Here is a 25,115-nt window from a genome sequence, read left to right on the forward strand (position 1 = left end):
GGCGGCAGGTTACCGGCGAATGTCGACCGCTAGCCTGAGGGGGTGCCAGAGGATGCCGCCACACCCGCCACGCCCGAGCTCACCACGCACGGCGTCGGCCCGTGGCAGGGCGAGTGGCCCGACGATCCCCGCTACGACCCCGAGCTGCTCGAGCATGGCGACACCCGCAACGTGATCGATCGCTACCGCTACTGGAGCATGCCCGCGATCGTCGCCGATCTTGATCGGCGGCGGCATCCGTTTCATGTGGCCATCGAGAACTGGCAGCACGACATGAACATCGGCTCGATCGTGCGCAGCGCCAACGCCTTCGCCGCCGACACCGTGCACATCGTGGGTCGCAAGCGCTGGAACAAGCGTGGCGCCATGGTCACCGACCGCTACCAGCACGTCGTGCATCACCCCGATGTGGCCGCGCTCGTGCAGTGGGCGCGCGGCGAGCAGTTGCCGATCATCGCGATCGACAACCTGCCAGGCAGCGTCATCATCGAGACGTTCGCGTTCCCTGAGCGATGCCTGCTGCTGTTCGGTCAGGAGGGCCCTGGCCTCTCCGACGAGGCGATTGAGGCAGCGGATGCGCTCGTCGAGATCTCGCAGTTCGGTTCGACCCGGTCGATCAACGCCTCCGCCGCTGCCGCCATCGCGATGCACGTGTGGGTGGCGCAGCACGCGCGCTTCTGAGCTGCGAGACGCACTCAGGCGTGTCGGCGGCCGGGTCGCTGCTGGCGCTACGGCAACGTGACGTCGGCAGACGGGAGCGTCAGCGATGCGAGGAGGCGGAGCTTGTCAGCGGCATCGCTGCCTGCCTCGGGGTAGTAGAGCACGAGAAGGAGGCCGGCGACAGGGAGCTTCTCGCGGTGCAGACCCACCGCTCCGATCGCGGGGTGGTTGACGGTGGCGGTGCCGCCTTCGAGGTGATGGACGTCGTGACGCGCCCAGAGCTGTCGGAATCGTGAGCTGGCGAGGGAGAGTTCGCCCACGAGTTCGACAGCCCGGGGATCAGTGATGTTGTCACCGATGGAACTGCGGAACGCGGCCACCATGATGGCCGCGCCGTCATCCCAATCGTCGTGGAACTGGCGTTCCTCGGGATCGAGGAGCAGGTCCCGCAGCCGGTTGTGGCCCGGGGTGAGGCGAGGCGAGAACGCGGCAGCCAGGGGGTTCGAGGCGAGCACATCGAAGTACCGTCCTTCGATGAAGGCGGGAACGTCGAGGGCAGCGAGCAGATGGTGCAGCCGTGCCGGGACCCGTTCAGGCCGCCGTGGGCTGCGGCTTGGCGGTCGTGGGCTTCCCAGGCTGAGCAGGTACTCGATTTCGACGTCGTCGAGGTGCAGAACGCGGGCCAGCGATTCCAGGACCTGCGACGAAGGGTTGTGATCGCGGCCGCGTTCGAGTCGCAGATAGTAGTCAGCGCTGATGCCGGCGAGGAGGGCAACTTCTTCACGGCGAAGACCAGCCACACGACGGTTCGCGCCTGCCCGGATGCCGACCTGTTCCGGCGTCACCAGATTGCGGCGGGCGCGAAGGTATTCGCCGAGCCGATTCCGCTCTCCTTCATCATCCATGCCGTTCACGATAGCTGCGCCGAGGAGCCTGTGAGGGGGCCCTCTCGCTCCCCGGACCAGCAGGGTACTTCCGGCGGCCTGTGACTCGCAGGAGCATTCAGAGGTACCAATCACAGTAAGAAGAAGGCACTGATCATGGACATCACCAATCGCATCGTCCTCATCGTCGGCGGAACCTCCGGCATCGGCCTCGGGCTCGCTCACCGCTTCGCCGACGCCGGCAGCACCGTCATCGTCGGCGGCCGGAACACCGGCACGGTGCAGGACCTCGAGACGGTTCACATCGACGTCACCGATCCCGCCTCGGTGCTCCGTGCACGAGACGAGGTTCTCGCGAAGCACCCCGATCTCGACGTCGTGGTGACGATGTCGGGCGTCATGCTCATCGAGGACCTCCGTGACCCCGCTCACTTCACTCAGGCCGAAACCACCATCCAGGTCAACCTCCTCGGCACCATCCGCGTCATCGACGCGTTCACCCCGCACCTGATCGGTCGCGGCAGCGGCGACATCGTCACCGTCACGTCCGGAATCGGGTTCCTCCCGTTCCCGCTCATGCCCACGTATGGCGCCTCGAAGGCCGGGGTGCATGCCTACACAGAGTCGCTGCGGGCGCACCTCGACGCAACCGGCGTCCACATCACGGAACTCATTCCGCCAGCCGTCGCCAACGCCGGCCAGGAGAAGCTGAACCCCGCGGCGCTTCCCCTTGGAGACTTCCTCGACGAGGTCATCACCCTCGTCACAGAAAGCCCGACACCGAACGAGATCGTCGTCACGGCCGCGGAACGGCTCCGCTGGGCCGAGCGCGACGGCACGTACGCCGAGCTCATGGAGCAGCGCTCCCAGTCGCTGAGCACCCTCCCCGGCCGCTGATCAAGACCCGCGGCCTGCGCCGGTTACAGCCGTGCCCGCGGTCCCGGCCCCGCGGCTCGCGCGATGTGCTCCACCTCGTCTGGTGTGAGATCAAAGAGTTCTGTGCCGTCGTCGGGCCCCGGCGCGGGCACGAACGTCACGCGGGGCAGGCCAGCGGCGGGCAGGCCACGCACGGGCAGGTCGACGACCGCGAACCCCGCCCCGATCGTGGCCCGCTCGCGGCCGGAGGGCGCGAGCGCATCCGTGGTGTTGGTGATGCCGGGTGCGACGATGACCGGCAGGCCCGCCTCGGTCGCCACGAGTGGGTGATGGTAGTGGCCGCTCAGAACGAGCCGCACGTCGCCGGCTGAGCATGCGGCGAGCAGCTCCTCGGGGCGCTGCAGCTCGAGCGCCCTCAGCAGTGGGCTCGACGCTGCCGTCGGCGGGTGGTGCACGACGACGACCGTGCCGCGCTGGGCGGGCGTCGCGAGTTCTCGCCGCAGCCACTCGAGCTGGCTCGCCTCGATCTCGCCGTAGCCGTACGCCGGCACCGACGAGTCGAGCCGCACGACGCGCACGCCCCGCACGGTCGTGACGCCGACACGATCGCCGAGCACCGCCTCGAAGCCCGCCCGCAGATCGTGGTTGCCCATCGCATAGACCACGGATGCGCCGTGGGCCGCCGCCCACGGCTCCACGAGCTCACGCAGCTTCTCGTAGGACGCCGCACTGCCGTCATCCGACAGGTCGCCCGAGAGTACGACGACGTCGACGCCCTCGATCTCGGATGCGCGCGCCAGCACGCGCCCGAGGGCCGCCGCGGTGTCGACCATGCCGTAGTGCAGAGTGTCGTCGCCGAACAGATGGGTGTCGCTCAGGTGCAGGATGCGCAGGGGGCGCTCGTCGTGCTCGCTGGTCGTCGTCTCGCTCACGCGCTCACCGGTCGTCGTCTCGCTCACGCGCTCACCCTACCGACCGCCACTGACGCCCGCAGCCCTCCAGCACCCCACCGTGTCGGGCCGAATCGCGGGTTCTCGCCAGCCGCACCCACGATGTGCCCCGACTCTCGAAGTGTGCGGGATCGAGCTCGGGTCATATCGCGGGTTCTCCCGCAGCGACACCCACGATATGCCCCGACGCCCGGAGCGTGAGGCCGGGCACATCGCGGGTACTCGCCAGCAGCACCCGCGATGTGCCCCGACGCTCGAAGTGTGGCGGGATCGGCCTCGGGTCAAATCGCGGGTTCTCGCCAGCAGCACCCGCGATATGCCCCGACGCCCGGAGCGTGAGGCCGGGCAAAGCAGCCGTGCCCGGAGCGTGAGCCCTAGCCGATCAGGCTCGGCTCAAGGTCCCGCAGCGTGCGGAAGTGCGTCATGCGCAGCACGCCCACGGCGGCGACGACGAGCGCGCCGAGCCCCCACGCGGCGATCACGCCGGCATCCGTCCACGCGAACGACACGTTGCCCCCGTACATCAGCTGCCGCAGGCCGTCGACCACGAAGCTCATGGGCAGCACGTGATGCAGCGCGGCCAGCGGCGCCGGCAGCGTCTGCCACGGGAACGTGCCGCCCGCCGTCACGAGCTGCAGCACCATGAGCACGAGGCCGAGGAACTGGCCGACGCTTCCGAGCCACACGTTCAGCGCAAGGATGATGGCCGCGTACGACACCGACGCGAGCGCCATGAGCGCGTACGTGCCGAGCGGGTTCTGCACCCCGAACCCGAGCCAGCCTGCCACGATCGCGAACAGCCCGATCATCTGCACGGCCCCGAGCAGTCCGGGCGTGAGCCAGCCGGCGAGCGTGACCTTAAGCGGCGAGTGCAGCGCGGTGATCGCCCGCCGCGACACCGGCTTGACGATAAGGAACAGCGCGTAGATCCCGATCCATGCGGCGAGCGCGACGAAGAACGGGGCAAGGCCCGCACCATAGGTGCCGGCGTTGGTAACCGCCGACGTCTTGATCGCGACGGGGTCGGCGATGTTCGCGGCCTGCATGTGCCGCGACGCCGCCGTGGTCGTCGGGATGCGATCGGCCCCCGACGCCAGCCCGCTTGCCAGCTCGTCGGCGCCGTCGCGAAGCGCCGGCAGCCCGGCCGCGAGCGTGTGTGCGCCATCGTTCACGGTCGCGGCCCCCGAGGCGAGGCTCTGGGCGCCGGATGCGGCACTCGCGATCCCCGAGGCCAGCTGCGGCGACGCATCGGCCAGCTTTTCGGCGCCCGCGGCGACCTGCGCGCTCCCAGAGGAGAGCCGGTCGAGCTGCCCCGCCGCGGACTGGGCCGTCTGGTTGCCCGTGACCACCGCGCCGCCGAGGGTGTCGAGGCGGGCGAGGATCGCGTCGGCTTGTGCCCGCGTGAGCCCGCCCGAGGTGACGAGCGCGTCGAGTTGCGCGGCGATATCCGCCCGCGCGGCAGGCACCGCGGCGGCTGCATCTGCGGCCGCACCCGCGACCTGCTGCCCGAGCGACGCGACCGTGGCGTTGCCGTTCGCGACCTGCCTGGCGCCGTCGGCGAGCTGCCGGGTCTGCGCGGGCAGGCTCGCGGTCGCACCCTGCAGGGTGGCGAGGCCGGCGTTGAGGTCCGTCGCTCCCGACGAGAGTTGCGCGGTGCCGTCGGCCAGACGGGTCGCCCCCTCGCTCGCGGTCGCTGCGCCGTCGGCGAGCTGCGAGGCGCCGCTCGCCGCATCCGTCAGACTCGTGCGAATGGTCGCGAGCGATGCGAGGAACTGCCCGGCCGCCTGCTCGTTGACCTTCTTCACGATCGAGCTGCGAATGGTCTCGATCGCCTGCTTGCCGATGGTGGTCGAGAGGTAGCTGTTGGCGTCGTTCGTCGTCAGCAGCACGCGGGCCTGGTGCGGGTTCGCGCCGCTCGACGAGGTGAGCGCGGCCGAGAAGTCGGCCGGCAGGGTGACGCTGAAGTCGTATGTCGCCTTGTCGATGCCGTGCGCGGCGCTGGCGGCAGAGACGCGGTGCCACTGAAAGCTGCCGTCGTGCTGCAGCTGGCCGGCCACCTCGTCGCCGAAGTTCGTGTATTCCCCGTTCGTCGTCGTGCCGGCGTCGTCGACGACGAGAGCCACGGGCACCTGGTCGAGCTTGGCGTACGGGTCCTGGTTGGCCCACAGGTACAGGCCGCCGTAGAGCAGCGGTACGGTCATGAGCGCGATGAGCGCGATGACCGCCATTCTGCTGCTGGTGAGGCGGCGCAGTTCGGCCACGATCATGGCTGGAATCTTCATGCGCTCTCCGAGTTGAGACGGTCGACGAGTGAGCCTGCGGCAAGGGCGGTGGCGGATGCCGCTCCCGCGACCACGAGCACCGCATAGCCCCGCCCGGCCAGATCCTGGGCGATCGCCCACCACTCGGCAGGGTCGCCGCCGTGCCGGTCGGGGGCCGTGATGACGATGCCCTCCACGTCCTGCCGCATGACCGCGAGCTCGGCCAGCAGCCGAATGCGCACCGCTGGCGGAACGGTGCTGATGGACCACGACCGCCACTGCGCCAGCCCGAGGTCGGCCAGCGCGCGCCGAATGCCGCTCGGCGTGGTGGGGCGCCCCGCGAACATGAGCTCCTCGGCGACGACGCCGTAGACCGTCACGTTGGGGGCCGGGTCGTTGACGTCGGGCGCATCGACGAGCGCCACCTGCGAGCGGATGGCGGCACTGTCGGCCGCCCCGTCGATGGTGACCACGCCGGTGTCCGGGCGCATCCGGCCCGTGGCGATCAGGCCGAGCACGGCGGGGCGCTGGGCCGTCTCGGCGGTGGCGAGCGTGGCCCGGCCCGACTCGAAGTGCAGCGTCGTCGCGGGCAGCGCTTCGCCGCGGCGGCCCTTGCTCACGCCGGTGACGTCGATCTTCATCGCGCTGCCTGCGTGGGGTGCTGGTGAGCGGCGCCGTGCGTGGGGTGCTGCTGGTAGTCCGCGTGCGTAGGGTGCTGGTGAGCGTCATCGTGTGCGAGCGCGGGGGTCGCGTCGATGAGCACGGCGGACTCCCGCCACGAGAGGCCGGCGGTGCTGAGCGCCGCGAGCATGACGAGCCGGTGGCCGTCGGCGCTCGAGAGCTCGCGTCGCGTGGCCTCGTCGAGAACACTGATGACGCTGTCTTCGAGCAGCCGGGCGAGCGTGTCGGCCGGCATGTCGCGCCGAAGCATTCCCTCGCGGATGCCGCAGCCCACGTTCTCGCGAAGCGCGCTCCGGAGCGGGGCGAGCGCCGCACCCACCCGATCGCGGAAGGGTCCCCTCACCGCGAGCTGTGCCATCACCCGTACGTCTTCGACCTCGTCCCAGAGGCGCGCGGCGATGAGGGCGAGCCAGATTCGTGGGTCGTCGTGCGCCGTCGCGACGAGGGCGGCGGTGATGCGCTCGGCACCGGCCGTGAGGATCTCGCTCACGAGCTCGTCGCGGTTTGCGAAGTGGCCGTAGACGGCGCGGCGGCTGAGGCCGGCGCTCTGCGCGATGGCCTCGAGCGACGCGTCGGGGTCGCGGCGCAGCAGCGCCTTCGCGGCGGCGAGGATCGCCTCCCGGTTCTCGGCGGCGTCGCGCCGGAGCGTGCGGGCGAGAGTGGCCTGAGTCATCCCTCGATTCTACGAACCTGCACACTACTGTGCAAGTTATCGCCCCGTCTGCGGCGTTAGCATCGAGTATGGCCGGAGAGAATCTGCTCGATGTTCCCGAGACCAGGCTTGCCGACGACGCGCCGGTGCGCGCCGCGCTCGACGAGGCGGGCCGCGATGTGAGCATGTTGCGGCGGGTGGTCGCCGCGCATCCGTCGTCGTCTCTGGGCTGGTCACGGCTCGCTGACGCGACCTTCAAACCCGACGACCCGCTCGAGTCGTATGCGTACGCGCGGGTCGGCTACCACCGCGGGCTCGACGCGCTACGCGGCGCCGGCTGGAAGGGGCGGGGGCCGGTCCCGTGGTCGCACGTTCCGAACCGGGGCGTGCTGCGTTCGCTCTTCGCGCTGCGCCGGGCAGCGGGCGCCATCGGCGAGAGCGATGAGGTGACGCGGCTGACCGAGTTCCTGCGCGACGCCGACCCGGATGCGCTCGAGGCGCTCGAGGCGGAGGGCGCGCCGACGCAGGCGATCCCGATCGTGTCGCCGCCGACCGAGGCGATCGTGATCCGCGGGGCCGACTAAGAGCCGACCCGGCGCGCGTGCGCGGCGGCATCCGCTCGTTCGCGTGGTGTCGCAGGCCGCCGATACGATGGGGTGGACCCGCTGGGCCGCTCACGTGCCCGCACGAAGGCACCCGACCGACCGTGAGGAGCACGACATGCCAGCATTGGTGATCATCGGCGCGCAGTGGGGCGACGAAGGCAAGGGCAAGGCCACCGACCTGCTCGGCAGCCGCATCGACTACGTCGTCAAGTTCAACGGCGGCAACAACGCCGGCCACACGGTCGTGATCGGCAGCGAGAAGTACGCGCTGAACCTGCTGCCGTCCGGCATTCTGACGCCCGGGGTCACCCCCGTGATCGCGAACGGCGTCGTCGTCGACATCGAAATTCTTTTCAAGGAGCTGGATGCGCTCATCGAGCGCGGGGTCGACGTCTCTCGGCTGCGGGTCTCCTCGAACGCGCACATCATCACGCAGTACCACCGCACCATGGACAAGGTGACCGAGCGGTTCCTCGGCAAGCGGCAGATCGGTACGACGGGGCGCGGAATCGGGCCGGCGTACGCCGACAAGATTAACCGGGTCGGCATCCGCATTCAGGACCTGTTCGACGAGAACATCCTGCGGCAGAAGGTCGAGGGGGCGCTCGACCAGAAGAACCACTTGCTGGTGAAGGTCTACAACAGGCGCGCATTCACGGTTGACGAGATCGTGAACGACCTGCTCTCGTACGCCGAGCGGCTGCGGCCCATGGTGGCTGACACGAGCCTGCTCATCAACCAGGCGCTCGACGCGGGCAAGAACGTGCTGTTCGAGGCCGGCCAGGCCACCATGCTCGACGTCGACCACGGCACGTACCCGTTCGTCACGTCGTCGAGCGCGACCGCCGGTGGAGCCGCGATCGGCGCGGGCATCGGGCCGGCGCGCATCAGCCGGGTGATCGGCATCGTCAAGGCGTACACGACGCGGGTCGGCGCGGGGCCGTTCCCGACCGAGCTGTTCGACGAGCAGGGCGAGTGGCTGCGCCAGCAGGGCGCCGAGTTCGGCACGGTCACGGGCCGCCCCCGCCGCACCGGCTGGTACGACGCGCCCATCGCCCGCTACGCCGCCCGCATCAACGGCGTCACCGACTTCGTGCTCACCAAGCTCGACACGCTCACCGGGCTCGAGACCATTCCCGTGTGCGTGGCGTACGACGTCGACGGGGTGCGCCACGACGAGGTTCCGTCGTCGCAGACGGACTTCCACCACGCCGTGCCCATCTACCAGGAGTTCCCCGGCTGGAGCGAGAACATCACCGGCGTGCGTTCGTTCTCGGACCTGCCCGAGAACGCCCAGAACTACGTGCTCGCGCTTGAGAAGATGAGCGGATCGCGCATCTCCGCGATCGGCGTCGGCCCCGGCCGCGACGCCATCGTCGTGCGCCACGACCTCGTCGGCTGAGGTCGCCGGGCCACCGCGCGGTGAGCGGCCAAAATGTGCCCTCAAACACGACAATGAGGGCATCTTTTGGCCTTTCATCGAGGAGGCCGGATGGCCGCCCAATGAACTGTGGAGAACTTCCGCGCCGCTCACCTGTCTGCGGCACGCTAGTGCGTGTGTCACGACCCCGCCAGCCGCTTCCCGCCGATCTCGCAGGGCAGGCATTCCACATCCGCTCGCACGACGCGCAATCTTCAACGCCGAAACGGCTGCGTGCGCCTGACATCGACCGGCCATTTCATGGAATCCGGTCCGCCGGCCTTGACCTCTCAGAGGTTGTGACGCGCTGCGCTGCGTATCGAGAGCGGATGTCGCCGTCCCACGTGTTTTCTCACACCACTGCCGCCCTGATTTATCGGATGCCGCTTCCGCTCGAATTCGAATCGGACGCACAGCTTCACGTTGCCGCCGTCGACGGCATCCAACGCCCGCGCACCCGCGGGGTCATCGGCCATCGGGTCCGCTCGAGCGACGTGCGCGTCACGAGGAGAGCGGGCCTGCCGGTGGTCGATCCGGTCTCCACCTGGTGCCAGCTCGGGGAGCTTCTCGAGTTGGACGACCTGATCGCTGTTGGCGACTACATCGTGTCCGGTCGACCAACGTCTTCTGGCCGAGAACCCGCTCTCGCTGCGCTCTCAGATCTTCATGGCGCTGTGATGCGACGAGCCGGTCGTCGGGGAGTCAAGCGCGTCGAGAGCGCCCTGACACAGATTCGCACAGGGGTCGACTCGAGGAGGGAGACGATCCTCCGCCTCCTCCTGCTACGGGCAGACCTGCCCGAACCTGCAATCAACCGCCGCGCGTATGCGGACGACGGCACGTACCTGGGTAAACCTGACCTCTCATACCCGGAACTCAAGATCGCCTTTGAGTACGAGGGCGACGGCCACCGCACGGATGCGAGGCAGTTTCGCCGCGACATCGCCCGCCACGAACGCTTTGAAGATGCGTGCTGGCGGGTGTTCCGCGTGACGGCGCGGGATCTGTACCAGGATTGCGAGAACTTCATCAGCAGAGTGCGCCGTGCAATAGCTCAGCGTTCGTGAGTCGCGCGTCTCGGCCCGCCTCGAGAGGCCAAAAGACGCCCTCAAAATGCGAAATGAGGGCAGCTTTTGGCCTCTCGCGTGAATGTGGAGCGTGGAGGCAGGGGCAGGGGCAGGGGCAGGGGCAGGGGCAGGGCAGGGCAGGCAGGGCAGGGCAGGGCAGGGCACAGGCAGAGGCAGAGGCAGAGGCGAGTGGCGGGCAGCCCGAAACGGGGGCGGAACGGCCGCACTCGATACAATCGTCGCGGACCGGGTGCCGACTCACGTCAGGTGCCGCCGAGCAAGCAGGATGGGCCACGATGACAGAAGACGAGGCGATTGCGACGCTGCACAGCATCCGTCGGAGTATCGACAATATCGACGCGGCGCTCGTTCACCTGCTGGCCGAGCGGTTCAAGTTCACCCAGCAGGTGGGCGCTCTCAAGGCCGAGCACGGGTTGCCGCCCGCCGACCCAGCTCGCGAGCGCGAGCAGATTCAGCGGCTGCGCACGCTCGCTGAGGAGAGCCACCTCGACCCCGAGTTCGCCGAGAAGTGGTTCAATTTCGTCGTCGCCGAGGTGATTCATCACCACATCGAGGCTGCCGGGCAGCGCGGTGGGCCGGGCGAGCAGGGCCAGGGCGCTTCGAGCAGCCGGTCGGCGTCGAACGACTCAGGAGCGCTCGGGTCGGCGGCACCCGCCGACAGCTCCGCCCGCGCAACCCGGTGACCGCCCCACTCGGCCGCACCCGCCGACAGCTCCGCCCGCGCATCCCGGTGACCGCCCCACACTGGGACCCCAACCGACTGCCCGACCAGAGCGGCCGCACGGTCGTCGTCACGGGCGCGAACGCCGGGCTCGGCTTCTTCACGAGCGCCCAGCTCGCCGCCGCCGGCGCGCACGTCGTGCTGGCCTGCAGAAACGCACGCAGAGCGGATGCCGCAGCCCACGCCATCCGCCTGCGTACCCCCAGCGCGCGGCTCGACCTCATACCGCTCGATACCGCCGATCTCGGCTCGGTGCGCGAAGCCGCCGAGCGCATCCGCTCGCTTGACCGGGTGGACGTGCTTGTCGCGAACGCCGGCATCGTGCACCCGCCGCGCCATCGGCAGGTGAGCGTCGACGGCAACGAACTCGTGCTCGCGACCAACCTTCTCGGGCACTTCGCGCTCGTCGCGCTCACGATGCCCGCGCTCGAGCGCACGGCACACGAGGCGGTCGAGGCGCGCGTCGTCACGCTCGGCAGCCTCGCGAGCCGGCTCGCCTCGCTTCGTCTGGATGACCTGCAGCTCGAGCGCTCCTACAGCGGGTGGCAGGCGTACGCGCAGTCGAAGATCGCAGTGCAGGCGTTCGGGTTCGAGCTGGATCGGCGACTGCGCGCGGGCGGCAGCGAGGTGAGAATCGTGGTGGCGCATCCGGGGTACTCGATCAGTGGGCTCACGCCGCGGGTTCCCGGCGTGAACGAGCCGACGCGCGGGCGGCGCTTCGCCGGCGTTCTGCAGTCGGCGTTCGCGCAGGGCAAGGACCACGGCGCGTGGGCGCCCGTGCGGGCGGCGACCGAGGTGGGCCTCGGCGGCGGCGAGTACGTCGGGCCGCGCCTGCTCACGCGGGGTGCACCCGCGAGGGCGACGCCGACAGCGACGAGCGTCGACCCCGCCGTGGGCGCGCGGCTCTGGCAGCTCGCCGAGCAGTACACCGGGGTGCCGTTCGCGCTCTGACGCGAACCTACCCGACGACCGCCCCGAAGTGCTCTGGCAGCGTCGCGGTGTGCGTCGCGCGCAGCTCCTCGAGGCCGACCGTGAAGACGTCCTGCACCTCGAGCACCGGTTGCACGCCGATTTCCGCATCCGTCACGCCGATGCGCAGCACCGGGTAGTCGCGGCCCTCGCAGAGGCCCTTGAATTTCACGTCGTCCTCGCGCGGCACCGAGACCAGCACGCGACCCGTCGACTCGGAGAACAGTGCGGTGGCAGCATCCACGCCGTCGCGCTCCATGATCTCGGTGAGCCAGACTCGCGCGCCGACGCCGAAGCGCATCACGGCCTCGGCCAGCGCCTGCGCGAGGCCGCCGTCGGCGAGGTCGTGCGCCGAGGCGATGAGGCCCTCCATGGCGCCGGCGTGCAGCAGCTCGCCGAGGCTCTTCTCGCGCGCCAGGTCGACCGCCGGGGGCAGGCCGCCGAGGTGCCCGTGGATCGTGCCGGCCCACGCCGAGCCGCCCAGCTCCTCGCGGGTGATGCCGAGCAGATAGATGTTGTCGCCGGCATCCTGCCAGCCGCTCGGAACCCGGCGCGCGACGTCATCGATCACGCCGAGCACGCCCACGACCGGGGTCGGGAAGATCGGCGCCGACCCCGTCTGGTTGTAGAACGACACGTTGCCGCCCGTCACCGGGATCTCGAGCTCGAGGCAGCCGTCTGACAGCCCCTCGATCGTCTCGGAGAACTGCCACATGACCTCGGGGTTCTCTGGGCTGCCGAAGTTGAGGCAGTCGGTGACGGCGGCCGGCACAGCGCCCGTCACGGCCACGTTGCGGTACGCCTCGGCGAGCGCGAGCCTGGCGCCCTGCCGCGGGTCGAGCTGGCAGTAGCGGCCGTTCGCGTCGGTCGCGATCGCGAAGCCGAGCCCGCTCTGCTCGTCGACGCGGATCATGCCGCCGTCGTCGGGGAACGCCAGCGCCGTGTTGCCGCCGACGAAGTAGTCGTACTGGTTCGTCACCCAGCTCTTGTCGGCCAGGTTGGCGCTTCCGAGCAGCGCGAGGAACTGCTCACGCAAGACGGCAGGCTCAGTGGGGCGAGGCAGAGCGGATGCCGCATCCGCCTGTAGTGCGTCGAGCCACGCCGGCCGGGCGAGCGGCCGGTCGTACACCGGCCCGTCGACGGCGACGGTGCGCGGCTCGACGTTGACGATCTCTTCGCCGTGCCAGTTGATGACGAGCCTGCCGGTGTCGGTGACCTCGCCGAGCACGCTCGTCTCGACGTCCCACTTGGCGGTCACGGCCAGGAAGCCCTCGAGCTTCGACGGCTCGACGACCGCCATCATGCGCTCCTGGCTCTCGGACATGAGGATCTCCTCAGCCGTGAGCGAGGGGTCACGCAGCAGCACGTTCTCGAGCTCGATGAACATGCCGCCGTCGCCGTTGGAGGCGAGCTCGCTGGTCGCGCACGAGATGCCGGCCGCGCCGAGGTCTTGAATGCCCTCGACGAGTTCGCTCGCGAACAGCTCGAGGCAGCACTCGATCAGCACCTTCTCGGCAAACGGGTCGCCCACCTGCACCGCGGGCCGCTTGGTCGGTCCTCCGGCAGAGAACGTGTCCGAAGCCAGAATGGAGGCGCCGCCGATGCCGTCGCCGCCGGTGCGTGCCCCGAACAGCACCACCTTGTTGCCGACGCCGCGGGCGTTCGCGAGGTGCAGGTCTTCGTGCCGCAGCACGCCCACCGAGAGCGCGTTGACGAGCGGGTTGCCCTGGTACACCGGGTCGAAGTAGGTCTCGCCGCCGATGTTCGGCAGACCCAGGCAGTTGCCGTAGAACGAGATGCCCGAGACGACACCGTGCACGACGCGTGCGGTGTCTGGGTCGTCGATCTTGCCGAAGCGCAGCTGGTCCATGACCGCCACGGGCCTGGCGCCCATCGAGATGATGTCGCGCACGATGCCGCCCACGCCGGTCGCCGCACCCTGGAACGGCTCGATGTACGACGGATGGTTGTGGCTCTCGACCTTGAACGTGACCGCCCAGCCCTCGCCCACATCGACGACGCCCGCGTTCTCGCCCATGCCCACCATGAGGTTCTTCGTCATGGCCGGCGTGACCTTCTGCCCGAACTGGCGCAGGTACTTCTTCGACGACTTGTACGAGCAGTGCTCGCTCCACATGACCGAGTACATGGCCAGCTCGCCGCTCGTCGGCCGGCGCCCCAGAATCTCGCGGATGCGCCCATACTCGCCCGCCGTCAACCCGAGCGCGGCATACGGCTGCTCGCGGTCCGGCGTCGCGATCGCGTTCGCGACGGTGTCGGGCACGGGGGCGGATGCTGCGGGCTGGGTGGGCGTGGAAGCTTCAGTCACGCGGCAGGACTCCTTGGCTCGTGGGCGCGAATCGGGCACGCCGAACGGGCTCAAGTCTACCGAGGGTTGCTGCCGCGCATCCGCTCTGCAATTCGCCCCGAGCCTCGGGGCGCACCTAAGGTGGGGCACCATGGTCGACCAGTGGATCACCCTTCTCGTCTCGCTTCTCGTCGCCGCGATCGTGGTCAGTGCGGCGGCGGTCGCGTTCTCGCTGATCGTGCGCGCGTTCGGGCATCACCGGCAATGGGCCGTCATGCTGCGCAGGCGGCTGCGGCTGCCGCTCGTCGCGCTGCTCGCCGCGATCTTCGCGTGGGCCGCCGTGCTCGTGCCGCGGCCGTCTGGCGAGCTGCGGGAGGTGATCCACCACGTGTTCCTCGTGCTGGTGGTGCTGACCGCGGCCTGGTTCCTCGGCTCGCTCACGATCTACTTCATGGATCTCGGCCTCGCACGCTACGCGACCGACGGCTCCGACGGCTGGCAGGCCCGGCGCGCCCGCACGCAGTTCCTCATTCTGCGGCGGCTCACGGTGGTGGCGACGGTGGTGATCGCGGTGGGCGCGGCGCTGCTCACCTTCCCCGGCGTGCAGGCGGTGGGTGCCACGGTGCTTGCCTCTGCCGGCCTGGTCTCGGTCATCGCGGGCCTCGCCGCGCAGTCCACGCTGAGCAACGTGTTCGCGGGCATGCAGCTGGCGTTCAGCGGTGCGGTGCGCGTCGAAGACGTGGTGGTGGTGCAGGGCGAGTGGGGCTACATCGAGGAGATCACGCTGACCTATGTGGTCGTGCGCATTTGGGACGAGCGCCGGCTGGTGTTGCCCTCCACCTACTTCACGCAGCAGTCGTACGAGAACTGGACGCGGCACTCCACCGCCGTGCTCGGCACCGTGTTCTTCGACCTCGACTGGGGCGTCGACATCCAGCGGATGCGCGCCGAACTCGACCGCATTCTCGCCGAAAGTGACCTATGGGACGGCGAGGCGTCATCCCTGCGCGTCACCGACACCGTCGGCGGCTTCGTTCAGGTGCGTGCGCTGGTCAGCGCCGCCGACGCGTTCGCCATGTTCGACCTCACGCGCGTCGTGCGCGAGGAGATGCTGTTGTGGCTGCAGAAGCAGAACCCGGCCGGGCTGCCGCGCATGCGCATCCAGGCCATCGAGCGTGACGGCGAGTCGTTCCCGCGCGCTCGGGCGACCCGTGGCGGGCACGCTGATCTCGCGGCCGGCGACGACGGGCAGCTTCCGTCGAAGGGCGACGAGACGCGCCCGCCCGAGCTGCGGGAGCCGGAACCCGAGCCCGAAACCGAGCCCGCTACTTCCACCCGCCCGGCGGACCCACGATGAGCAGCGCCGTCATGATCGCGATGACGGCCACCACGAACAGGGTGATCAGCGTCGCCGGGTGCGTGAGGAACCAGCGCAGCAGGCGCCGCACCCACGTCTGATCGCGCGGGTCGTCGCTCGCCTCGCGGTGCCACTCGCCGTCGAGGGCGCCGCGGCGGTCCATGGCCACGTCGAAGGGGATCGTCGCGTACGGCACGATCGCCGAGGCGACGGCGAGCACGATCGTCGGCACACGCCAGCGCTGGTTGACGCCCACCAGCACCGCCGTGAGTGCGTAGGTGATGAACACGAGCCCGTGGATCGAGCCGCCGATCAGCACCGGCAGCGAGCCGAGCCCTGCCACGTACTTCAGCAGCATGCCGGCGATGAGCAGCGTCCACGTGACGGCCTCGGCGATCGCGAGCACGCGGTAGAAGAGGCGCGGGGTCACGCGGGAGGCGGAGGCGGGGGCGGGGGCGGAGATCGTTTCGGTCACGCTCTCCATGCTCGCTGAGGGGCGGGGCGCCGCGCATCCAACCAAAGTTTGAATGCGGTGTGCACGGAACCGTCGCCGCGACGCAACGGCGTACCTCAGCCCGCGCGCTTACTCTGGGTGCGTCAACCGAGGGGAGCATCGTGTTCGAACTCAGATCCTGGCTCGGGCTGCTGGTCGCGTGCCTCGCTGCGATCGCCGCCGCCGTGATCGCCACGGTCATCGTGAGCGCCGTCGTGCGGCTGATCGCCCGCAGGGAGGCATGGGCCCGCCTGCTTTCGGCGCGCGCCAGGGCGCCGTTCCGGGTGCTGCTCATGGTCATCGCCCTGTGGGCAGCGTTCAGCATCAGCATGCCCGCGCATTTCGACAGCGGATGGGCGGGCTCCCTGCACCATCTGCTCCTGATCGCCACCATCGCCGCCGGCGCGTGGTTCGCGTGCGCGCTCGTCATCTTCTTCGAGGATCTCGGGCTCAGCCGTTACCGCCTCGACACGCCGGACAACCGCGTGGCCAGGCGCATTCGCACGCAGGTTCTCATCATCAGGCGGCTCACGGTGGTGGCCGCCGTCGTGGTGGGCTTCGGGGCGATCCTGCTGACGTTCCCCGGTGCGCGGGCGGCGGGGGCCAGCGTGCTCGCCTCGGCCGGCATCATCAGCGTGATCGCGGGCGTGGCGGCGCAGTCGACGCTGGCGAACGTCTTCGCGGGCATGCAGCTCGCGTTCAACGGCGCGATCCGGATCGACGATGTGGTGGTGGTCGAGCAGCAGTGGGGCAAGATCGAGGAGATCACGCTCACGTATGTGGTCGTGCACGTCTGGGACGACCGCCGGCTCGTGCTGCCGTCGAGCTACTTCACGACCACCCCGTTCGAGAACTGGACGCGCCAGCACAGCGAGCTGCTCGGCTCGGTCGAGTTCGACCTCGACTGGCGCATCACGCCCGCCGAGATGCGCAAGGAGCTCGCCCGCCTGCTCGGTCACACCGACCTGTGGGACCACCGCGTCGGCGTTCTTCAGGTCACGGATGCCGTTGGCGGCTTCGTGCGCGTGCGCGTTTTGGTGACGGCGAAGGATGCGCCCACCCTCTTCGACCTCCGCTGCTACGTGCGCGAGGGCCTCATCGCGTGGATGCACCGCTCGAGCGAGGAATCGTTCCCGCGCTCACGCGTGCAGCTGGCCGAGCAGAACCCCGAGTGGGGCAGCCGCCCGCGCCGCGGCGACGCCGACGCCGAGGGACTCTTCACGGGCAGCGCCGACGCCGAGCAGCGCGCCACCCAGTTCACGGAGTCGATCCCGATCCAGCGCCGCTCCCGCGACGCGCACTGAGCCCGTCAAGCAGGTTGAGGAGCGGCCGAGGCCGCCAGGCGGGTTGAGGAGCGGCCGGAGGCCGCGTCTCGAAACCCTGCCCCGCATCCGCTGAACGGGCTGGTTCAGCTCTCATCATTCGGAACAGCGAATTCCATATGATCTCGCGCATATCGTCGGGCGCGCCTCACACGAAGGGTGAAGAAGGGCACGGCCACGAGGAGAACAACGACCAGTGCCCCCGTGTAAACCACCGAATACGTCGCGTCGAAGCCTTGCGTCATGAGCCGAATCTGCTGTATTCCCAGGGCGACGTAGAGAAGAGTGACGTACCCGATGGTGAAGGCGAGCGTGGCGGGAATGATTGCTGCGTATCGTGCGGCAGCGGCTTGCTCGTCCTCGTCGAGGTGCACGGGCCTCTTCCGCAACACCACCTTGGAAACCTTGCGAATTGTGCCCAGTTCACCGCCCACTGCGTCCCGCAGGCGTCGATTAAGGGGCACTGTGATGACAATGCAGGCGAAAGCGGCCGCAAGCAGCGCGAACTGAAGCGCAAACGAGATCAGCGTCCCCGGGCGCGTCAGAGCGTGGCCGGACCCCGACTCAATCAGACCGAACACGACCAGGCCAAGCACAAGCACAGTGACGAAGGTGATCGCGACGACGGCGACCCTTCGAAGCATCTCGCTTCGCGTGACCGGTGACCAGACCAAGGCCGGTCTACTGTGAGCCTCTCCGTGGCGGTATAGGGCTCTTCCCACGACGAGTGAAAGCGGGGTCAGGACTAGCCCGGCCGCGATGAAGGTTACAGGGAGCCACCACGGCGCCGGGGCGAGCAGGGCGAAGATGATCATTGCGATCGCTCCGAGCGCTTCGATTCCCACGATGATCCAAAGCCAGCGCCTGAAGTACGCTCGGTCGCTGACGGTTTTCGTCATGTTCCAGTAGGCCGTCATCGAGCCCAACATCAGCGGCCCGTAGACCAGCGCCGTTACGGCGAGGACGGCAAGAATCGTTACGCCGAACGCTGCGGATGGAGCATAGAGGACAACGAGAAGCAGTCCGCCGATCTCAAGGGCGGAAGCGACGATCACCGCCAGGATAAGGGAGAACACCTTCACGATTGCGACCTCTTCTCAGCGCGGACGGCACCTCGAATCCAACACCAGGCGCGCGAACACGGCAAGAGCCGCGGCAAACCCTACGCGATAATCGTCCAGGGGTTCTCGATCAGCCGCGTCAGCGTCTGCAGGTACTGCGCCGCGAGCGCCCCGTCGACGATGCGGTGGTCGGCCGAGAGCGTGTACCGCATCACGTGGTGCGCCACGATCTCATCGCCCACGACGACCGGCTCGCGCTTGGTGCCGCCGACCGCCAGAATGGCGCCCTCGGGCGGGTTGATGATCGCCGTGAACTGCTCCACCCCGAACATGCCGAGGTTCGAGATCGTGAACGTGCCACCCGACATCTGATCGGTCGTGAGCTTCTTGTCGTTGGCGAGGCCCACGAGCTTCTTCGTCTCCGCGCCGAGCTGGGTCACGGTCTTGGTGTCGGCATCCGTGATCACGGGCACGACGAGGCCGTTCTCGCTGGCGACGGCGACGCCCACGTTCACGCGGTGGTGCACCAGCATGGACGTGGACTGGTCGTCGATGTACGACGCGTTCACGAGCGGGTGCTCTCGCAGGGCGAGCGCGTTCGCGCGGATCAGCAGATCGTTGATGCTCACCTTCGGCCGGCCGGCGGCCACCAGCTGCGTGTTGAGGTCGGCGCGCAGCTTCACGAGCTCCTCGGCGTCGGCCGTCGCGGTCACGTAGAAGTGCGGAATGCTGCGTGCGCTCTCGCCGAGGCGGCGGGCGATGACGCGGCGCACGCTGCTCATCGGCACGGCCTCCGAGGCGCGCTTCTCGTCGGGCTTCGCGTCAGCGTTCTTCGGTTCAGCAGCGGATGCCGGAGCAGCGCCGCCCTTCGCGTTCGCCCCGCCCGTGGCGCCGCTACCCTTCGGGGCCGCGCCCGCGTGAGGTGCGGCGGACTCCGCCGCAGCGCCGCCCTCCAGCAGCGCCTCGATGTCGTTGCGGATGATGCGGCCGCCGGGGCCCGTGCCCTTGACGCTGCTCAGGTCGAGGTTGTTCTCGCGTGCGAGCTTGCGCACGAGCGGCGACGCGAACATCCGCTCGCCGTCTTCTGCCACTCGGCCGCCGGGGGCGGCGGCGGGCTCTGCGGGAGTCTCGTCCGACTCCTGCGACGTGGCAGCCTCGCGCTCGGTGGCGTCAACGGTCTCCGCGCCTTCGTCAGGTGCCGGGGCGGCGCCGTCGCTCTTCTCCGCGGAGACCTGCGACCCGGCGGAGACCTCGGTGGCGGGCGCGCTCGCGTCTGACGGCGTGGCGTTCGCCGCGGCATCCGGTGCCTGCTCGCTTGTGTCAGAACCCTTGCCGTCGTCGATCTGGGCGATGGGCGTGCCGATCGAGACGAGCTCGCCCTCGTCGACGAGGATCTTCGACAGGGTGCCGGCCTCGTACGCCTCGTACTCCATGGTGGCCTTGTCGGTCTCGATCTCGACGAGCACGTCGCCGACCTCGACCTTGTCGCCCGGCTTCTTGTGCCAGGTCGCGATTGCGCCCTCCTCCATGGTGTCGGAGAGGCGCGGCATGGTGATTTCGATCATGATTGTTCGCCCGTTGTTCGTCTACTTGCGGCGGTGCCCGACGGCATCGAGGGTCTGGCGGATGGCGCCGATCGCGTCGTCCGCGGACGGCAGCGCGGCCGTCTCGAGAGGCTTGGAGTACGGCAGCGGCACCTCGGCCATCGCGACCCGGCGCACCGGGGCGTCGAGGTAGTCGAACGCTCCATCCGAGATGCTGGCCGCGATCTCCGCGCCGATGCCGTAGGTGAGCCAGTCGTCTTCGAGGATGACCGCTGAGTGGGTCTTCTTGACCGACTCGATGATCGTCTCGCGGTCGAGCGGGCGCAGGCTGCGCAGGTCAACGACCTCGATGTCGAGGCCGTCTGATTCCGCGAGCTGCTCGGCGACCTGCTGCGCCACGTGCGCCATGCGGGAGTAGCCGATGACGGTGATGTCCTTGCCCTCGCGGGTGACCGCGGCCTTGCCGATCTCGGCCGGGGTGTCGTCGTCAGGTACCTCGCCCTTGGTGTTGTAGAGCGCGAGGTTCTCGAGGAACAGCACCGGGTCGTCGTCGCGGATCGCCGCGAGCAGCAGCGCCTTCGCGTCGGCCGGCGTCGACGGCGCGACCACCTTCATGCCGGGCACGAACGCGTAGAACAGCTCGATGTTCTGCGAGTGCGTCGCGCCAAGCTGCTGACCGCCGCCGCCGGGCGTGCGGATGACCATGGGCACCTTGGCCTGGCCGCCGAACATGCCGTAGATCTTCGCCGCGTGGTTGATGATCTGGTCGATGGCGATGAGCGAGAAGTTGATGGTCATGATCTCGACCACCGGGCGAAGCCCCAGCATGGCGGCGCCGATCGCGGCGCCCGTGAAGCCCTCCTCGGCAATGGGCGTGTCGCGCACCCGCTTCTCGCCGAACTCCTTCAGCAGCCCGGCCGTGATCTTGTACGAGCCCTCGAAGATGCCGATCTCCTCGCCGATGGCGAAGACGTTCTCGTCGCGCAGCATCTCGGCGCGCAGCGTGTCGTGCAGCGCCTGCCGGTACGTCATGATGCTCATTTGGCGGCTCCTGCCTGGGGAATCGGTGCCGGTTCGAACAGCGGCTGGCCGGGCAGGCGGCGCGAGTCGTTGGGAACCGGGGTTGCGTAGGTGTAGTCGAACAGCGTCTCGACATCAGGATGCGGGCTGTTGGCAGCGAACTCGGCCGCGTCGGCCGCCAGCTTCGTCGACTCCTCGTCGATCTTCGCCAGGTCGTCTTCGGTGAGAACGCCGTCGTCGACGAGCTTCTTGCCGAAGTTCACGACCGGGTCGTTGAGCTTGAGCTCGGCGATCTCGTCAGCCGAGCGGTATTTGGCCGGGTCGACCACCGAGTGCCCCTTGAGGCGCTCCGTCATTACCTCGAGCAGGAACGGCTTACCGTCGCGGGCCGACGCCGTCGCGCGCTTCGTCGCCTCGTACACCGCCACGGGGTCGAGGCCGTCGACGCGCTCGGAGGCCATGCGGTACGACGAGGCCCGCTTGTAGAGTTCGGGCTCGGCGGACGACTTGTCGACCGTCGTGCCCATGCCGAGCTTGTTGTTGATGACGACGTAGACGATGGGCAGGTTCCACAGCGCCGCGATGTTCAGCGACTCGTGGAACGCCCCGATGTTCGTGGTGCCGTCGCCCATGGTGCACATGACGACCTCGTCGCTGCCGCGGTAGTCGATGGCGAGGGCCGCGCCGGTCGCGAGCGGCAGCTGGCCGCCGACGATGCCGTAGCCGCCGAGCAGCCGGCTGGTCATGTCGAACATGTGCATCGACCCGCCCCAGCCCTTCGAGACGCCGTCGACGCGCCCGTACAGTTCGGACATCACCCGATTCGGGTCGATGCCGCGCGCCAGTGCGTAGCCGTGCTCGCGGTAGTTGGTGAAGAGGTAGTCATCGTCGCGCAGCGCGCCGAGCAGGCCGACGACCGCGGCCTCTTCGCCCAGGTTCAGGTGGCAGTAGCCGCCGATGAGCGCCTGCGTGTATGCACGAGCGGCGCGTTCCTCAAACCGGCGAATGTGCATCATGCCCCGGTAGAAGTCGATCAGCTGCTGCGTATCGACGGATGCCTTCTCGGCAGGTGCCGTGGTTGCCTTCGCTGCCTTGCTTCGCGACGCGGCGCCCTTGCCCTGCGTCGTCTTCCGCGCGGCACTCGCTTGAGCGCTCATTCGAAAGGGACTCCCTTCGTCGGCCCTTCTGAGGCCGACCGGTCCGGCGTGGTGGCCGGTGTGGTTCTGATTGTCATGGTGATGACACAGCGTAAATAATGACACTGTCCCGTATCATTGTATATCAAGGACGCCGTTGCGGGACCCCTCATCCGGGTGCGTGAGGCGGCGCCGGGAGGAGGTCGGCATGGCGGCTCGTACCGTGCAGGATACCGCCGCGCATCCTGCCCGCAAGAGGGGGCGGCCCACCGCAGACGAGCGTGCCAGCCGGCGGCAGCACGTTCTCGACGAGGCTCTCGGCGTGTTCCTCGAGCACGGCTACGCGAACGCGACGGTTGAGCAGCTCGCCCGCGCCGGCGGTGTCACCAAGCGCACCATCTACGCCTACTTCGGCGACAAGGCGGGCGTATTCAGCGAGATGGTGCGCAGTCTCGCCACCACCGTCAGCAGCCTCGCGCCAGACGGCGACACGCTCGAGTCGCTCGCCACGCGCATCGTCTACCGGCTGCACTCGGCCGAGCTGGTCGGGCTGCATCGTCTGGTCATCGCCGAGTCGATGCGCTTCCCCGAGCTCGCACAGACGCTGCACGACAACGGTGACGCGCGGCACATCGCCCGCCTCGCCGAGCACCTGGCAGACGAAAGACCAGCGGATGCCGCGGGGCTCGCCCCGTCGCTCTTCATCCTGCTGCTCGGCGAGGAACACCGTAAGCGCCTCCTCGGCCTCGTGCCTGCGATCAGTGAGGAGAGCGCGCACACCCACGCACAGGCCGCGCTCGCGACGCTGGGACTCGAGCGCTCCCCGCTCGCCGCGATGCCGCTCGACTGAGCGCCACCCGCCGCGCGGCCTGGCCGGGCAGTGGCTGGCGGCTGCACGCGGCCTGAGCTGCCCCATCTCCCCGCACAGACCGCGAGAGGCCAAAAGTCGCCCTTAAAACCCTGGAATGAGGGCCATTTTTGGCCTCTCGCTGCAGGAGGACGGGAAGTCGCGGGCGGGATGGGGCAGAGAAGGTCGGCCGCTTCGGCGAGGTGTGGGGTGCGCGGGGCGGCGGGGTGCGCGAGGTGCGCGGTGCGGGGTGCGCGGGTTGCGCGAGGTGCGCGGGGTGCGCGAGGTGCGCGAGGTGCGGTGAGGCGGATTGCTAGGCGGCGATCGTCGCCTCGATCACCGAAGCGAAGAAGCGCAGGCCGTCGACGCCGCTGCGCATCGCGGCGGTCGTGTCCGGACCGAAGCCGGGCTCGGTCGCGTGCTCGGGGTGCGGCATCAAGCCGACGACGTTGCCACGCTCGTTGGTGACGCCGGCGATGTCGTTCAGCGACCCGTTGGGGTTGACGCCGAGGTAACGGAACACCACGCGCCCCTCGCCCTCGAGTCTGGCGAGCTCCTCGCTGGAGGCGACGAACGAGCCCTCGCCGTTCTTCAGCGGGATCGTGATCTCGTCGCCGGTCTCGAACGCGTTGGTCCAGGCCGTCGACGCGTTCTCGACGCGCAACTGCTGGTCGCGGCGAATAAAGGTGCCGTGGTCGTTGCGAATCAGGCCGCCGGGCAGCAGGCGCGACTCGGTCAGCATCTGGAAGCCGTTGCAGATGCCGAGTACGGGCATGCCGCCCTTCGCCGCCGCGATCACCTCGCTCATGATCGGCGAGAGGCTCGCGATCGCGCCGCAGCGCAGGTAGTCGCCGTAGCTGAAGCCGCCGGGGAGCACGAGCGCGTCGACACCCTCGAGACTGTGCGATCCGTGCCAGAGGGCCACCGGCTCCGCGCCGGCGAGCCGCACCGCGCGCAGCGCGTCGCGATCGTCGAGCGAGCCTGGGAACGTGACGACGCCGATGCGCATCAGCGCGCCTCCTCGACGACGTGCACGCCGACGACGTCCTCGATCACGCCGTTCGAGAGCACGTCGCGCGCGATGGCCTCGACGGCCGCGAGGGTCGCGGCATCCGCTGGGCCGTCGCTCGTGATCTCGAAACGCTTGCCGACGCGCACACCGAACGTGCCGTGGCCGGTTCGCTCGAGCGCGGCGGCGACCGCCTTGCCCTGCGGGTCGAGCAGTTCGGCCTTGGGCATGACTTCTACAACGATGGTGGGCACGCGGCAATTGTACCGTCGCGCATGAACGGTGCGGCGCCTAGTCTCGATGCGACAGAATCGCCGGCCGCGGCATCGAGGAGGCCGAATGAACGAGCGCGAGAACACCAGCGAAGGCACCGAGAGCAGCGGCCGTGAGCTGCGGCTGCCCGGCGGCCGAAGTGTGCGCTACTACGACACGGGCGGCGCCGGCCCTACGCTCTTCTGGCATCACGGCACGCCGCAAACCGGCCGCGTGATCGAGCCCGTGCTGCGGCAGGCGCTCGCGCGGGGAATCCGCGTGGTCTCGTGCGCGCGCCCCGCATACGAGGGAACATCGGCGCTGCCCGGCCGACACGTAGCGGATGCTGCCGCCGACGTGATCGCCGTGGCCGACGCGCTCGGGGTCGATGCGTTCGCGGTCATGGGGGCGTCGGGTGGCGGCCCGCATGCGATCGCGTGCGCTGCGCTCGCTCCGAACCGGGTGTTCGGGGCGGTGGTGTTCGCGGGGGTCGCGCCGTATTCGAGCGAGCCGGGCTGGTTTGCCGGAATGGCGTCGCCGGGCGGCTTGCAGGCTGCCCTGCACGGCCGCGACGCTCGGGCGCGATACGCCGAGACGGCCGAGTTCGACGAGTCGAGCTTTATCGAGCCGGACTGGCAGGCGCTCGCCGGCGAGTGGGCGCCTCTCGGCGAGGACGCCATGCGGGCGGGACGTGCGGGTACCGACGGCGAGGTCGATGACGACGTGGCGTTCACAACGGCGTGGGGCATCGACGTCGCGCAGGTCGTCGCGCCGGTGCTCCTCGTGCAGGGCGGGCTGGATCGGGTGGTGCCGCCGTGGCACGCCAGCGCGATGCTTGCCGCGTTGCCGAACGCCGAGCTGTGGGTGCGACCCCGTGACGGTCACGTCTCAGTGCTGAGGGCGCTGCCGGTCGCACTCGACTGGCTTGCGGAGGTGGGTCGGCGCTGATGCCTCGCCAGTTCATGTAGCCGGTGTGGTATATTCCATCTGGAATAGTTG

At 69.2% G+C, this 25,115-nt stretch carries 23 protein-coding genes and 1 pseudogene; 11 read left to right on the top strand and 13 right to left on the bottom strand.

Annotated features, from left to right (window positions below):
* Positions 1 to 42: 42 nt before the first annotated feature.
* On the top strand, positions 43 to 681 hold the full coding sequence (locus OSC27_RS11700; protein WP_267181623.1) for a TrmH family RNA methyltransferase: 639 nt from the start codon (positions 43 to 45) through the stop codon (positions 679 to 681).
* A gap of 47 nt (positions 682 to 728) precedes the next feature.
* Here the strand turns inward: OSC27_RS11700 and OSC27_RS11705 are convergent, their stop codons facing one another.
* A complete protein-coding gene (locus OSC27_RS11705) occupies positions 729 to 1,565 on the bottom strand; it encodes a helix-turn-helix domain-containing protein (protein WP_267181624.1) in 837 nt (278 codons plus the stop codon).
* Positions 1,566 to 1,700: 135 nt separating this feature from the next.
* Between OSC27_RS11705 and OSC27_RS11710 the strand changes: the two genes are divergently transcribed.
* Positions 1,701 to 2,441, top strand: a complete 741-nt coding sequence (locus tag OSC27_RS11710; protein ID WP_267181625.1) for an SDR family oxidoreductase — start codon at positions 1,701 to 1,703, stop codon at positions 2,439 to 2,441.
* A gap of 23 nt (positions 2,442 to 2,464) precedes the next feature.
* Here OSC27_RS11710 and OSC27_RS11715 read toward each other — a convergent pair whose 3' ends face one another.
* The 4 genes from OSC27_RS11715 to OSC27_RS11730 all read right to left on the bottom strand — a co-directional run bounded on the left by OSC27_RS11715 (position 2,465) and on the right by OSC27_RS11730 (position 6,985).
* The gene (locus tag OSC27_RS11715; RefSeq protein ID WP_267181626.1) at positions 2,465 to 3,379 is read right to left on the bottom strand and encodes a metallophosphoesterase; all 915 of its coding nucleotides are present in this window, start codon (positions 3,377 to 3,379) and stop codon (positions 2,465 to 2,467) included.
* A 365-nt stretch (positions 3,380 to 3,744) separates the two neighbouring features.
* Positions 3,745 to 5,652: a YhgE/Pip domain-containing protein gene (locus OSC27_RS11720; protein WP_267181627.1), complete on the bottom strand. Its 1,908-nt coding sequence runs from the start codon at positions 5,650 to 5,652 to the stop codon at positions 3,745 to 3,747.
* Entirely contained in the window at positions 5,649 to 6,272 is a 624-nt protein-coding gene (locus OSC27_RS11725) for a hypothetical protein (protein ID WP_267181628.1), read from the bottom strand. The genes OSC27_RS11720 and OSC27_RS11725 overlap by 4 nt, the downstream gene beginning before the upstream one ends.
* Positions 6,269 to 6,985, bottom strand: coding sequence for a TetR/AcrR family transcriptional regulator (locus tag OSC27_RS11730; protein ID WP_267181629.1), 717 nt, complete (start codon positions 6,983 to 6,985; stop codon positions 6,269 to 6,271). The genes OSC27_RS11725 and OSC27_RS11730 overlap by 4 nt, the downstream gene beginning before the upstream one ends.
* A 68-nt stretch (positions 6,986 to 7,053) precedes the next feature.
* Between OSC27_RS11730 and OSC27_RS11735 the strand changes: the two genes are divergently transcribed.
* The 5 genes and pseudogenes from OSC27_RS11735 (at position 7,054) to OSC27_RS11755 (ending at position 11,749) form a co-directional block, all read left to right on the top strand.
* Entirely contained in the window at positions 7,054 to 7,548 is a 495-nt protein-coding gene (locus OSC27_RS11735; protein WP_267181630.1) for a DUF3151 domain-containing protein, read from the top strand.
* A gap of 136 nt (positions 7,549 to 7,684) precedes the next feature.
* Complete coding sequence (locus tag OSC27_RS11740; protein ID WP_267181631.1) at positions 7,685 to 8,971, top strand: adenylosuccinate synthase; 1,287 nt, start codon at positions 7,685 to 7,687, stop codon at positions 8,969 to 8,971.
* A 398-nt stretch (positions 8,972 to 9,369) separates the two neighbouring features.
* Positions 9,370 to 10,056, top strand: a complete 687-nt coding sequence (locus OSC27_RS11745) for a hypothetical protein (RefSeq protein WP_267181632.1) — start codon at positions 9,370 to 9,372, stop codon at positions 10,054 to 10,056.
* Positions 10,057 to 10,352: 296 nt separating this feature from the next.
* Positions 10,353 to 10,646: pseudogene (locus OSC27_RS11750) on the top strand (chorismate mutase); the annotation flags it as partial.
* 161 nt (positions 10,647 to 10,807) lie between these two features.
* Entirely contained in the window at positions 10,808 to 11,749 is a 942-nt protein-coding gene (locus OSC27_RS11755; protein WP_267181633.1) for an SDR family NAD(P)-dependent oxidoreductase, read from the top strand.
* A 7-nt stretch (positions 11,750 to 11,756) separates the two neighbouring features.
* On the opposite strand, the gene purL is transcribed toward OSC27_RS11755, so the two are convergent.
* The gene (gene purL / locus OSC27_RS11760) at positions 11,757 to 14,096 is read right to left on the bottom strand and encodes a phosphoribosylformylglycinamidine synthase subunit PurL (RefSeq protein ID WP_416348850.1); all 2,340 of its coding nucleotides are present in this window, start codon (positions 14,094 to 14,096) and stop codon (positions 11,757 to 11,759) included.
* Positions 14,097 to 14,226: 130 nt separating this feature from the next.
* Between purL and OSC27_RS11765 the strand changes: the two genes are divergently transcribed.
* The gene (locus OSC27_RS11765) at positions 14,227 to 15,432 is read left to right on the top strand and encodes a mechanosensitive ion channel family protein (protein ID WP_267181634.1); all 1,206 of its coding nucleotides are present in this window, start codon (positions 14,227 to 14,229) and stop codon (positions 15,430 to 15,432) included.
* Here the strand turns inward: OSC27_RS11765 and OSC27_RS11770 are convergent.
* Positions 15,401 to 15,907 (bottom strand): DUF3817 domain-containing protein, encoded by a 507-nt coding sequence (locus tag OSC27_RS11770; RefSeq protein ID WP_323374086.1) that lies wholly within the window; start codon positions 15,905 to 15,907, stop codon positions 15,401 to 15,403. The two genes, OSC27_RS11765 and OSC27_RS11770, sit on opposite strands and share 32 nt — an antisense overlap.
* 140 nt (positions 15,908 to 16,047) lie before the next feature.
* Here OSC27_RS11770 and OSC27_RS11775 point away from each other — a divergent pair, with 140 nt between their 5' ends.
* On the top strand, positions 16,048 to 17,229 hold the full coding sequence (locus tag OSC27_RS11775) for a mechanosensitive ion channel family protein (RefSeq protein WP_267181635.1): 1,182 nt from the start codon (positions 16,048 to 16,050) through the stop codon (positions 17,227 to 17,229).
* 104 nt (positions 17,230 to 17,333) lie between these two features.
* On the opposite strand, the gene OSC27_RS11780 is transcribed toward OSC27_RS11775, so the two are convergent.
* The 4 genes from OSC27_RS11780 to pdhA form a co-directional block, all read right to left on the bottom strand.
* Complete coding sequence (locus OSC27_RS11780) at positions 17,334 to 18,329, bottom strand: hypothetical protein (protein ID WP_267181636.1); 996 nt, start codon at positions 18,327 to 18,329, stop codon at positions 17,334 to 17,336.
* 80 nt (positions 18,330 to 18,409) lie between these two features.
* Positions 18,410 to 19,873, bottom strand: coding sequence for a dihydrolipoamide acetyltransferase family protein (locus OSC27_RS11785; protein WP_267181637.1), 1,464 nt, complete (start codon positions 19,871 to 19,873; stop codon positions 18,410 to 18,412).
* A gap of 21 nt (positions 19,874 to 19,894) precedes the next feature.
* Complete coding sequence (locus tag OSC27_RS11790) at positions 19,895 to 20,893, bottom strand: alpha-ketoacid dehydrogenase subunit beta (protein ID WP_267181638.1); 999 nt, start codon at positions 20,891 to 20,893, stop codon at positions 19,895 to 19,897.
* Entirely contained in the window at positions 20,890 to 22,029 is a 1,140-nt protein-coding gene (pdhA, locus tag OSC27_RS11795; RefSeq protein WP_267181639.1) for a pyruvate dehydrogenase (acetyl-transferring) E1 component subunit alpha, read from the bottom strand. Before pdhA ends, OSC27_RS11790 begins: the two co-directional genes overlap by 4 nt.
* 187 nt (positions 22,030 to 22,216) lie before the next feature.
* Here pdhA and OSC27_RS11800 point away from each other — a divergent pair, with 187 nt between their 5' ends.
* A complete protein-coding gene (locus OSC27_RS11800) occupies positions 22,217 to 22,858 on the top strand; it encodes a TetR/AcrR family transcriptional regulator (protein ID WP_267181640.1) in 642 nt (213 codons plus the stop codon).
* 310 nt (positions 22,859 to 23,168) lie between these two features.
* Here the strand turns inward: OSC27_RS11800 and purQ are convergent, their stop codons facing one another.
* Complete coding sequence (gene purQ / locus OSC27_RS11805; RefSeq protein ID WP_267181641.1) at positions 23,169 to 23,864, bottom strand: phosphoribosylformylglycinamidine synthase subunit PurQ; 696 nt, start codon at positions 23,862 to 23,864, stop codon at positions 23,169 to 23,171.
* Entirely contained in the window at positions 23,864 to 24,118 is a 255-nt protein-coding gene (locus tag OSC27_RS11810) for a phosphoribosylformylglycinamidine synthase subunit PurS (protein WP_267181642.1), read from the bottom strand. The genes purQ and OSC27_RS11810 overlap by 1 nt, the downstream gene beginning before the upstream one ends.
* 85 nt (positions 24,119 to 24,203) lie before the next feature.
* On the opposite strand from OSC27_RS11810, the gene OSC27_RS11815 reads away from it, so the two are divergent.
* On the top strand, positions 24,204 to 25,064 hold the full coding sequence (locus tag OSC27_RS11815) for an alpha/beta fold hydrolase (protein WP_267181643.1): 861 nt from the start codon (positions 24,204 to 24,206) through the stop codon (positions 25,062 to 25,064).
* Positions 25,065 to 25,115: the final 51 nt, after the last annotated feature.

Source organism: Microbacterium sp. STN6 (assembly GCF_026410545.1).
In the GTDB taxonomy this organism is placed as follows: Bacteria; Actinomycetota; Actinomycetes; order Actinomycetales; family Microbacteriaceae; genus Root112D2.

Excerpts from the sequence above, each read along its gene's own strand:
- OSC27_RS11790 (WP_267181638.1), bottom strand. The coding sequence starts at position 20,893 with ATGAGCATCATGACGTACCGGCAGGCGCTGCACGACACGCTGCGCGCC.
- purQ (WP_267181641.1), bottom strand. The coding sequence starts at position 23,864 with ATGCGCATCGGCGTCGTCACGTTCCCAGGCTCGCTCGACGATCGCGAC.
- OSC27_RS11735 (WP_267181630.1), top strand. The coding sequence starts at position 7,054 with ATGGCCGGAGAGAATCTGCTCGATGTTCCCGAGACCAGGCTTGCCGAC.
- OSC27_RS11705 (WP_267181624.1), bottom strand. The coding sequence starts at position 1,565 with ATGGATGATGAAGGAGAGCGGAATCGGCTCGGCGAATACCTTCGCGCC.
- OSC27_RS11710 (WP_267181625.1), top strand. The coding sequence starts at position 1,701 with ATGGACATCACCAATCGCATCGTCCTCATCGTCGGCGGAACCTCCGGC.
- OSC27_RS11800 (WP_267181640.1), top strand. The coding sequence starts at position 22,217 with ATGGCGGCTCGTACCGTGCAGGATACCGCCGCGCATCCTGCCCGCAAG.
- OSC27_RS11785 (WP_267181637.1), bottom strand. The coding sequence starts at position 19,873 with ATGATCGAAATCACCATGCCGCGCCTCTCCGACACCATGGAGGAGGGC.
- OSC27_RS11730 (WP_267181629.1), bottom strand. The coding sequence starts at position 6,985 with ATGACTCAGGCCACTCTCGCCCGCACGCTCCGGCGCGACGCCGCCGAG.
- pdhA (WP_267181639.1), bottom strand. The coding sequence starts at position 22,029 with ATGAGCGCTCAAGCGAGTGCCGCGCGGAAGACGACGCAGGGCAAGGGC.
- OSC27_RS11815 (WP_267181643.1), top strand. The coding sequence starts at position 24,204 with ATGAACGAGCGCGAGAACACCAGCGAAGGCACCGAGAGCAGCGGCCGT.
- OSC27_RS11745 (WP_267181632.1), top strand. The coding sequence starts at position 9,370 with ATGCCGCTTCCGCTCGAATTCGAATCGGACGCACAGCTTCACGTTGCC.
- OSC27_RS11740 (WP_267181631.1), top strand. The coding sequence starts at position 7,685 with ATGCCAGCATTGGTGATCATCGGCGCGCAGTGGGGCGACGAAGGCAAG.
- OSC27_RS11725 (WP_267181628.1), bottom strand. The coding sequence starts at position 6,272 with ATGAAGATCGACGTCACCGGCGTGAGCAAGGGCCGCCGCGGCGAAGCG.
- OSC27_RS11765 (WP_267181634.1), top strand. The coding sequence starts at position 14,227 with ATGGTCGACCAGTGGATCACCCTTCTCGTCTCGCTTCTCGTCGCCGCG.
- OSC27_RS11720 (WP_267181627.1), bottom strand. The coding sequence starts at position 5,652 with ATGAAGATTCCAGCCATGATCGTGGCCGAACTGCGCCGCCTCACCAGC.